The 8,367-nt window shown below is 69.7% G+C and carries 8 protein-coding genes; 2 read left to right on the forward strand and 6 right to left on the reverse strand.

Translation table 11 applies throughout. The features are described 5' to 3' along the window. The 6 genes from ABD844_RS33485 to ABD844_RS33510 all read right to left on the reverse strand — a co-directional run. A partial coding sequence (locus ABD844_RS33485; RefSeq protein ID WP_344886891.1) for a family 1 glycosylhydrolase occupies positions 1-617 on the reverse strand: 617 nt, incomplete at its 3' end. Beyond that, a complete protein-coding gene (locus tag ABD844_RS33490; protein ID WP_344886893.1) occupies positions 614-1,417 on the reverse strand; it encodes a carbohydrate ABC transporter permease in 804 nt (267 codons plus the stop codon). The genes ABD844_RS33490 and ABD844_RS33485, both read right to left, overlap by 4 nt. After that, complete coding sequence (locus ABD844_RS33495; RefSeq protein ID WP_344886895.1) at positions 1,414-2,376, reverse strand: carbohydrate ABC transporter permease; 963 nt, start codon at positions 2,374-2,376, stop codon at positions 1,414-1,416. Before ABD844_RS33495 ends, ABD844_RS33490 begins: the two co-directional genes overlap by 4 nt. Next, on the reverse strand, positions 2,373-3,668 hold the full coding sequence (locus tag ABD844_RS33500; RefSeq protein WP_344886897.1) for an ABC transporter substrate-binding protein: 1,296 nt from the start codon (positions 3,666-3,668) through the stop codon (positions 2,373-2,375). Before ABD844_RS33500 ends, ABD844_RS33495 begins: the two co-directional genes overlap by 4 nt. Positions 3,669-3,849: 181 nt before the next feature. Then, the gene (locus tag ABD844_RS33505; RefSeq protein ID WP_344886899.1) at positions 3,850-4,740 is read right to left on the reverse strand and encodes a serine/threonine-protein kinase; all 891 of its coding nucleotides are present in this window, start codon (positions 4,738-4,740) and stop codon (positions 3,850-3,852) included. 42 nt (positions 4,741-4,782) lie between these two features. Then, positions 4,783-6,678, reverse strand: coding sequence for an HsdM family class I SAM-dependent methyltransferase (locus tag ABD844_RS33510; RefSeq protein ID WP_344886901.1), 1,896 nt, complete (start codon positions 6,676-6,678; stop codon positions 4,783-4,785). Positions 6,679-6,754: 76 nt separating this feature from the next. Between ABD844_RS33510 and ABD844_RS33515 the strand changes: the two genes are divergently transcribed. Both ABD844_RS33515 and ABD844_RS33520 read left to right on the forward strand, forming a co-directional pair. Continuing rightward, a complete protein-coding gene (locus tag ABD844_RS33515) occupies positions 6,755-7,525 on the forward strand; it encodes a PP2C family protein-serine/threonine phosphatase (protein WP_344886903.1) in 771 nt (256 codons plus the stop codon). Between the two features lie 181 nt (positions 7,526-7,706). Continuing rightward, positions 7,707-8,367, forward strand: a 661-nt coding sequence (locus ABD844_RS33520; RefSeq protein WP_344886905.1) for a CHAP domain-containing protein, incomplete at its 3' end; no start/stop codon positions are given.

Raw genomic sequence — 8,367 nt, forward strand, 5'->3', positions numbered from 1 at the left:
CGCAGCCGCCGCGCCGCCAGGCCGTGGCCGAGCAGCAGGTGGTGGGCCGAGCGCAGGGCGTCGGCCGGGTCGCGGCGGCCCGGCGCGTGCACGCCGTTGCCGTAGCCGAGGTACGCCGACACCCACGGCTCGTTCAGCGTGGCCCAGTCGGTGACGCGGTCGCCGAGCCGGTCGTAGACGGCCTGGGCGTAGTCGGCGAAGCGGTCGGCGGTGTCGCGGTTCGTCCAGCCGCCCTGGTCTTCGAGGGCCTGGGGGAGGTCCCAGTGATAGAGAGTGACGTAAGGCGTGATGCCGGCGGCCAGTAGCTCGTCGACGAGCCGGTCGTAGAAGGCCAGGCCGCGCGGGTTGATCGAGCCCGCGCCGTCGGGCTGGATGCGCGGCCAGGCCACCGAGAACCGGTAGGCCGCCAGCCGCAGCTCGCGCATCAGCCCGATGTCGCCGCCGTAGCGGTGATAGTGGTCGCAGGCCATGTCTCCGGTGTCGCCGTCGGCCACGTTCCCGGGGGTGTGGGAGAAGGTGTCCCAGATCGACTGGCCTCGCCCGTCCTCCTTGACCGCCCCCTCGATCTGGTAGGAGGCCGTCGCGGCGCCCCAGACGAAGTCCTCGGGAAAGATCATCCCTTAACAGCTCCTTGCATGATTCCACCGATGATTTGCTTGCCGAACAGGGCGAAGACGGCCACGAGCGGCAGGGTCCCGATCGCGGTGCCCGCGAGCCCGAGCACGTAGTCGTTGACGTACCCGCTGGCCAGGGTCGAGAGAGCCACCTGGACAGTGGGATTGTCCGGATTCAGGACGACCAGCGGCCAGAAGTAGTCGTTCCAGGCCGACATGAACGTCAGCATGCCCAGCACCGCCGCCGCGGGCCGCGCGGCCGGCAGCACCACGTGCCAGAACAGCCCCCACGTCGTGCACCCGTCCACCCGCCCGGCCTCCAGCAGCTCGGTGGGCAGCGCGCGCGTGAGGTACTGCGTCATGAAGAACACGCCGAACGCGTTGACCAGCGCCGGCACGATCAGGGCGTAGTTGGTGCCGGTCCACTCCAGCTTCACCATGAGCATGTAGAGCGGGATGATGCCGAGCTGCGCCGGGACCATCATGGTCGCGACGGTGATCACCAGCAGCACGTTCCTGCCCCTGAACTTCAGCTTGGCGAAGGCGAAGCCCGCCAGCGTCGAGAGGAACATCACCGCGACCGCGATCGAGCCGGCCACGATCAGCGAGTTGAGCAGCGCCAGCCCGAACGGCACGGTGTCGAAGACCCGGGCGACGTTGGCGAAGAAGTTCCCGCCGGGAATGAGCGGCGGCGGCACCTCGGCCAGCGCGGAGTTGTGCCTGGAGGCCACCACGACGCTGTAGTACAGCGGGAACGCGGAGAAGAAGGCCACCGCGATCAGGGTCAGATAACGCAGCCTCATACCAGCCCGCCCTTCACCCTGCGGATGATCAGGAAGTTGACCGCGGCGGCGATCACCACGGCCACGAACATCAGCCACGACGCCGCGGAGGCGTAGCCGAAGTCGAACGCCGAGTTCGCGAAGCCCTGCTCGTAGACGAACAGCGCCAGCGTCTGGAACTGCCGGTCGGGCCCGCCCGTCGCGATCCCCCCGCCGCTGCCGCTGCTCTGCCCGAACAGCATGGGCTCGGCGATGATCTGCATCGCGCCGATGGTGGAGACGATGACCACGAAGACGATCGTCGGCCGGATCATCGGGATGGTGATCCTGCGGAGCTGGGTGAAGTTGCTCGCGCCGTCGATGGTGGCGGCCTCGTACAGCTCGCGCGGTACGGCCTGCATGGCGGCCAGGAAGATCAGCGCGTTGTATCCCGTCCAGCGCCACATGATCATCACCGACAGCGCGACGTGCGAGGTGGCGGTGCCCGCCGCCCAGTCGATGCCGCCGGCCCCGAACCACGACAGGATCCAGTTGATGATCCCGAAGTCCCGGCCGAAGAGCTGGCTGAAGATCACCACCACCGCGACCACGCTCGTGACGTTGGGCAGCAGCAGCGAGATCCGGAACAACGTCTGGAACCGCAGCCGCCGGTTGAGCAGGTGCGCCAGCCAGATGGCCAGCGCGAGCTGCGGCACCGTGGAGAGCACGCCGATCGACAGGGTGTTGAAGGTGGCGTTCCAGAAATACTCGTCGGAAAGGAGCGTCGAGTAGTTGTCCAGCCCGATGAACTCCTGCGTCTCCGACAGCAACGTCCACTCGTGCAGGCTCACCCAGGCCGTGTAGACCAGCGGGAAGATCCCGAAGGCGCAGAACAGCAGGAAGAACGGGGCGACGTAGGCGTACGGCGACACCCTCACGTCGAGGGTGTGCCGCACGCTGCGCCTACGCCGTCGCGTGACCGCGAGGGGAAGGGAGCTCATTTGATCTTCTTGACGTCCTCGAGCACCTGCGCCCACGCCTCGTCCGGCGTCTGCTTGCCCTGCTCGACGCGGCCGAGCCCGTTGCCGATGACCGTGCGCACGTCGGCCTCCTTCGGGCCGAGGAGCTGCGGCTTGAGCGCCTTGGCGGCGTCGGAGTAGATCTTGCCGATGGGGGCGTCGCCGAAGAACGGCTTGGTGAAGTTCTGGATCGACGGGTCGTCGTACAGGGCCGGGATCGACGGGAAGGTGCCCTCCTCCTTGAACACCCTGGCCTGGTTGTCCTTCGAGGTGAGGAAGTCGATCAGCTCGGCCGCCTCCTTCGGGTGCTTGCTCTGCTTGGGCACCATCAGGTGCGAGCCGCCGCTGTTGCCCGAGCCGCCGGGCACGGTCGCGATGTCCCACTTGCCGGAGGCGTCCTTGGCCTGCTCCTGGATGTAGCCGGTCATCCAGGCCGGGCAGATGATCGTGGCGAACGAGCCCTTGGCGAAGCCGGTGTTCCACGGCGGCGAGAAGGCGGCCAGCTTGGCCGTGAGGCCCTCCTGGGTGAGCTGGTTCGACAGGTCCCAGGCCTTCTTCACGTCGGGGTTGGTCGCCACGATGATGTTGTCCTGGGCGTCGTACAGGCCGGTCGGGGCCTGGTTGACCATGGCCCGGAGGATCTCACCGGGTGAGTCCACGAACTTGGCGCCGTCCACGTTCGCCGCGGCGAACTTCTTGCCCGTCTCGATGTACTGCTCCCAGGTCGGCCAGAGCGCGGCCACCTCGTCCCGGTCCTCGGGCAGCCCGGCCTTCTTGAACAGGTCCTTGCGGTAGCACATGGCCAGCCCGCCCACGTCGGTGCCGAGGCCGAGGAGCTGCGAGCCGTCCTTGCTCAGGCCCTGCTGCCACTTCCAGTCGAGGTAGTCGGCCTGCCGTTTGTCGAGCCCGTACTGCTTGAGGTCGGCGAACTTGCCGGGCTGGGCGGTGAACGTGCTGATGTAGCCCACCTCGACCGCCTCCACGTCCCCCGCGCCGGCGTTCGTGGCCAGCCGCTTGACCAGGTTGCTGTGGTGGTCGTTGAACTGCGTGACGTTCTCGACGATCTCGATGTTCGGGTGGGTCTTCTTGTACTCCTCGTAGAGCGGTTTGAAGCCGAAGTCGCCGAACAGGCTGACGGTCAGCTTGATCTTCTCGCCGGGCGCGGCGCTCGACTCGGTCGCGGGGCTCCCGCCGCCCCCGCCGCACGCCGTCGCCAGGGCGAGGACGGACGCGGTGAGCAAGGGCAGGCCGAGCCGCCGGGTACGAGGGGTCATGGGAAACCCTCCTGGGTCGGAGCTTTCGGGGGATGAGAGAGCGCTCTCTCACGAGATTCCCGGTGGTCACATGGCCGTGTCAACGGAAGTTCAATAACGATCCGGGCTCTGCGAGAGAGCGTGTTCCGAAACCGCGAAGGCCGCGCCACAGCCCGGCGCCGCGTCCTGCGAGGGGAGGGGGCTACGCGGTCAGCGCGCGTCCGGCCATGCGGGCGTACATGCGGCCGGGGCTGGGAGCCCTGGTCAGGAAGCCGGGCAGCAGGGGCAGGCCCACCGCGAACGGGTCGAGCCGCTCGTACAGCTCGTTGGCGTCCGCCGGCCGGTCGCCGGGCCGCTTCTCCAGCAACTGCGCCAGCAGCGCCGCCAGCGGCTCGGGCAGCCCCGGAATGCCCGGCGGGCGCTGCTTGACCTGCTTCTCGAAGACCACGTAGTCGGTGTGCCCGGTGAAGAGCCGGCGACCGGTCAGCATCTCGTGCAGGACGCACCCCAGCGAGTACAGGTCGCTGCGCGCCTCGGTCACGCCGTGCTGGATCTGCTCGGGAGCCATGTACGCCGGAGTCCCCAGGATCTGCCCGATCCGCGTGAACGTGGTGACGTCGGACTCACGCAACATGGCCAGCCCGAAGTCGAGCACCTTCACGCTGCCGTCCGGGCAGAGCATGAGGTTGGTCGGCTTGAGGTCGCGGTGGCAGATCGACAGGGCGTGCGCCGCCGACAGCACCGCGCACGCCTGGGCGGCGATCGCGGCGGCCCACGGCACCGGCAGCGGCCCGTGCTCGTGCACGACGTCGGCCACCGTGACGCCCTCGATGAACTGCATCACCTGGTAGAGCCGCTGCTCATGGGTGCCGAAGTCGTAGAGCACGGGGGCGCCGGGATGCTCCAGCCTGGCCAGGATGCGGGCCTCGCGGATGAAGCGGCGTTCGAGCTCGTGATCGGGGCCGCTGGGCAGGCGCAGCAGCTTCACCGCGACCCGGCGGTCGAGGTGGCGGTCGTGGCCCGCGTAGACGGCCCCCATGCCGCCCTGCCCGAGGGGGAGGTCGTCGAGCTCGTAGCGGTCGCCGATGACCATGAAACCCCCGCCTCCCCAGTCTTTTCGGGAAAAACTACACCGTCAGGACTGCGGATGCAGATGGCCGTCGGCGAGGCCGTCGAGGCCCAGCCTGATCAGCGTCTGCCCGAGCGTCGAGGTCTCCCGGATGGCGTCCTCCAGCACGGCCAGTTGCCTGAACGCCTCGCCGTACGCCTTCTGCTCCTTCAGCGACAACCGCGGCAGGCGGGTGCGCCGTACGTCGAACCTGCTCGAACCCGTCGTCGCCCGGCCGCCCGCGGCCCGCAGGAAGCCGGCCAGGAAGTCGGGGTCGAGCCGGCGGCCGTCGACCCGGTAGAGGGTCAGGTGCGGCCCCAGGACGGCCCCTGCGCCGTCGTCCATCACGCGTACGGCGGCGTAGGAGGCCACCACGTCACCCGGCCGGATCGCGATCAGCCCCTGCTGCATGGTGGTCGAGCCGGACGGCGAGCCGCCGCCGACCACGTCGTCGGAGGTCAGGACCGGGACGTCGCCCCCGTCTGCGGCCATCTTGGGCGGGCCCTGCGACGCGGTCACCAGACCCTCCTTGATCAGGTCGCCCAGCGTGGTCGAGGGCTGGTCGAGCGGCTGCTCCAGCACCTTCAGGTCGGGCGGCGCCGCGGCGGCGGCCAGGAACCGGTCACGCGCCTCCGCGAAGGCCCGCCCCACGTCGTCACGCCGCTGGTGGCGGGCCGGGGTCATGTCGACCTCGTCGGCCAGCAGGTCGATGATGCGTACGGTCTGGTCGGAACGGTCCTCCAGATACGCCTGCCAGGCCGGCTCCACCGCCGACAGGTCGCCCGTGGCGTCGAGGATCAGCACCTCCGACGGGGGGCGCTCACCCGCCGCAGGTCGGCGCAGCAGCCACAGGTCGGAGCCGGGCAGCGCCACGACCGCCCGCAGTGCGCCCGCGCGCAGGAGGTTGGCCCTGATGCGGCGGCCCGCCCTGCGGCTGGCGGCGGCCGGGGGCATGAGGATGGCGACCAGGCCGCGCGGCCTGACATGGGTGAGGCAGTGCTGGACCCAGGCCAGCTCGGGCTCGCCGCGCGGCGGCAGGCCGTATTCCCAGCGCGGGTCGCCGGTCAGCTCCTCGTAGCCCCAGGCGCGTTCGTTGAACGGCGGGTCGCACACCACGGCGTCGGCCCGCTCGCCCGCGAAGCCGTCGTGGCGCATGGAGTCGCCGGCCACGATCCTGGCCTCGACGCCGCGCAGCCGCAGCCTGGAGGCCGCGATGGCGGCCGAGGTGTCGCTCAGCTCCTGGCCCAGGACCGTGGTCGCGCGCCCCGGCGCGAGCAGCAGCGTGCCGACGCCGCACGCGGGGTCGAACACGGTCGCGCCGTCGGCGCTCACGAGCCGGACCATGAGCGCGGCGACGTCGTCGCGGGTGACCGAGAGCTGGCGCGAGTGGGCTTCGAGATAGCGCTCGCACAGGAACTCGTACGCGGTGCGCGGGCCGTGCTGCTCGCCCAGCTCCAGGACGAGCCCGGCCAGCTCGTCATCGAGCCCGTCTCCCGAGGGCGGCTCCGCCGGACCGCGCCCGCCGGTCCCCGCACCGGCCGCAGGGTCGGCCACAGCGCCCGCCACAGCGCCCGCCACGGGGCTGGTCACAGAGGTGGTCACAGCGGTGGCCATGCCGCGACCCGGGGCGGCCGCGGCCCCGGTCAGCAGGGCGCCCGCCTGGGACACCAGCTCGCCCAGCCGCAAATCACCGGCCGCTTTCAGGCGTTGCCACACCCGATCTCCCAGGGAGACCTGGTAGGACTTCCCATAGCGGCGCAGCCAGGACTCGACCTGCCGTAGCGAGAACAGCGGCTGGTTGGCGGTTCCGCCGACGGGCTGGGGGAAGTCGTCGTGGCGACGGCGCCAGTTGCTCACCGCTGCCCGCCCGACGCCGGCGAGCCGGGCGATGTCCCCGGCGTTGACGGTCGGGTCGTGGCTCATGGAGCCCACAGTAGTTCACAAGAGTCTTCAGCGCATCTGCTTGTGAAGTCTTTCAACCAATGATTTACTGCTGGGTATGAAGCACAACATCCGCTATGCCGCCGGATCAGACGTGGGCCGCCGCAGGGAGCAGAACGAGGATTCTGGCTATGCGAGCGGCCGGTTGCTCGTGGTGGCTGACGGGATGGGCGGACACGCGGCCGGCGAGCTGGCCAGCTCGGCGGCGATCGCCGTCATGCGCGAACTGGACGCCACGCTTCCCGAGACGGGCTCCGACCTGGAGGCGGCGCTTGAAGGTGCCGTGCACGAGGCCGCTCGCAGGCTGGTGGAGCTGGCCGACATCGACCCCGCCCGCAGGGGGATGGGGACCACGGTGACCGCCATGCTCTGGGACGGTTACCGGTTCGCCCTGGCTCATCTTGGTGACTCCCGCGGATACTTGCTTCGCGACGGTGCTCTCTACCAGATGACCAAGGATCACACACTTGTGCAGTCGATGGTGGACGAAGGGCGGATAACGGAGGATCAGGCGGCCGTGCACCCCCGGCGTTCGATGGTGCTGCGGGTGCTGGGCAGCGAGGGCAGGGCGGAGCCCGACATGGCGCTGCGCGAAGCCGAGCCTGATGACCGCTATCTCCTCTGCTCCGACGGGCTCACGACCGTGCTCGGTCCCGAGGTCCTGCACGAGGTGCTGACCACGGTGGCAGACCCGGGGGCGGCCGTCCAGCGACTCATCGATCTGGCGAACGAGGGCGGCTCTCCCGACAACGTGACCGTGATCGTGGCCGACGTGGTCGCGCCGGGCGCGGGGGACGCGGGCGTCTTCCGCGTGGGCGCCGGCTCCTAGCGGCAGTAGTAGACAGCCCCGCCCGTCTCAGCAGTCACATAGCCGAAATTTCGGCCGATAACAAGACACTTTCCAGTTGATGCGCGCAACTTCGTGATGGCGCTACTACAGTCCATCGTGATTTGTCGGTTTTCTGGGAGGAGTCACCCTGGACCCGATCGCGGACAAGCTGCTGAAGACGGTGCGGCAGGAACTCGGCTACAAGGAGAAGAGCGGCCAGCTCACCAAGTTCGGCCAGTGGTACGCGGATCGCGTCCAAGACACCCAGTACCGCGACGCCCCGTGGTGCGACATGTTCCTCGCCTGGGCCGCGGACAAGGCCGACGTCACCGAGTACGTCGGGGAGTTCGCCTGGACGCCTTCCCACGCGGCCTGGTTCATCCAGAAGGGCGCCTGGACCCAGCGGCCCGAGCCCGGCGCGCTGGTCTTCTTCGACTGGCGCGGGGGCAAGAGCTACAAGGGCATCGACCACGTCGGGGTCGTGGAACGCGTCAGCGGCGAGCGGATCCACACCATCGAGGCGAACGTGGACCGCGTCTGGCTCAAGCGCAAGACCCGGGAGACGGACAAGGTCGTCGGGTACGGCATCCCGCGCCTGGTCAAGGCCAACGCCGACCGGGCGGACGAGATCCGCTCGACCGAGCAGCCGTTCGTGGCGCCGCCAGGGTCGCAGAACGGGAACGGGTCGCCGATGGACGTCCTGGGCACGCCGCAGGCGCTGCTGGCCGCGATGGTGCTCATGACCATCGTGCTCTCGCTCCGGCTGACGGGCCGCCGCCGCGGTCGGCGCGGCCTCTCCGCCCCGGCCTGGCCCCGGCTCCGCCGGGCGCTCGCCCGCTCGC

The sequence above is a fragment of the Nonomuraea antimicrobica genome (genome assembly GCF_039536965.1).
Taxonomy (GTDB): Bacteria; Actinomycetota; Actinomycetes; order Streptosporangiales; family Streptosporangiaceae; genus Nonomuraea; species Nonomuraea antimicrobica.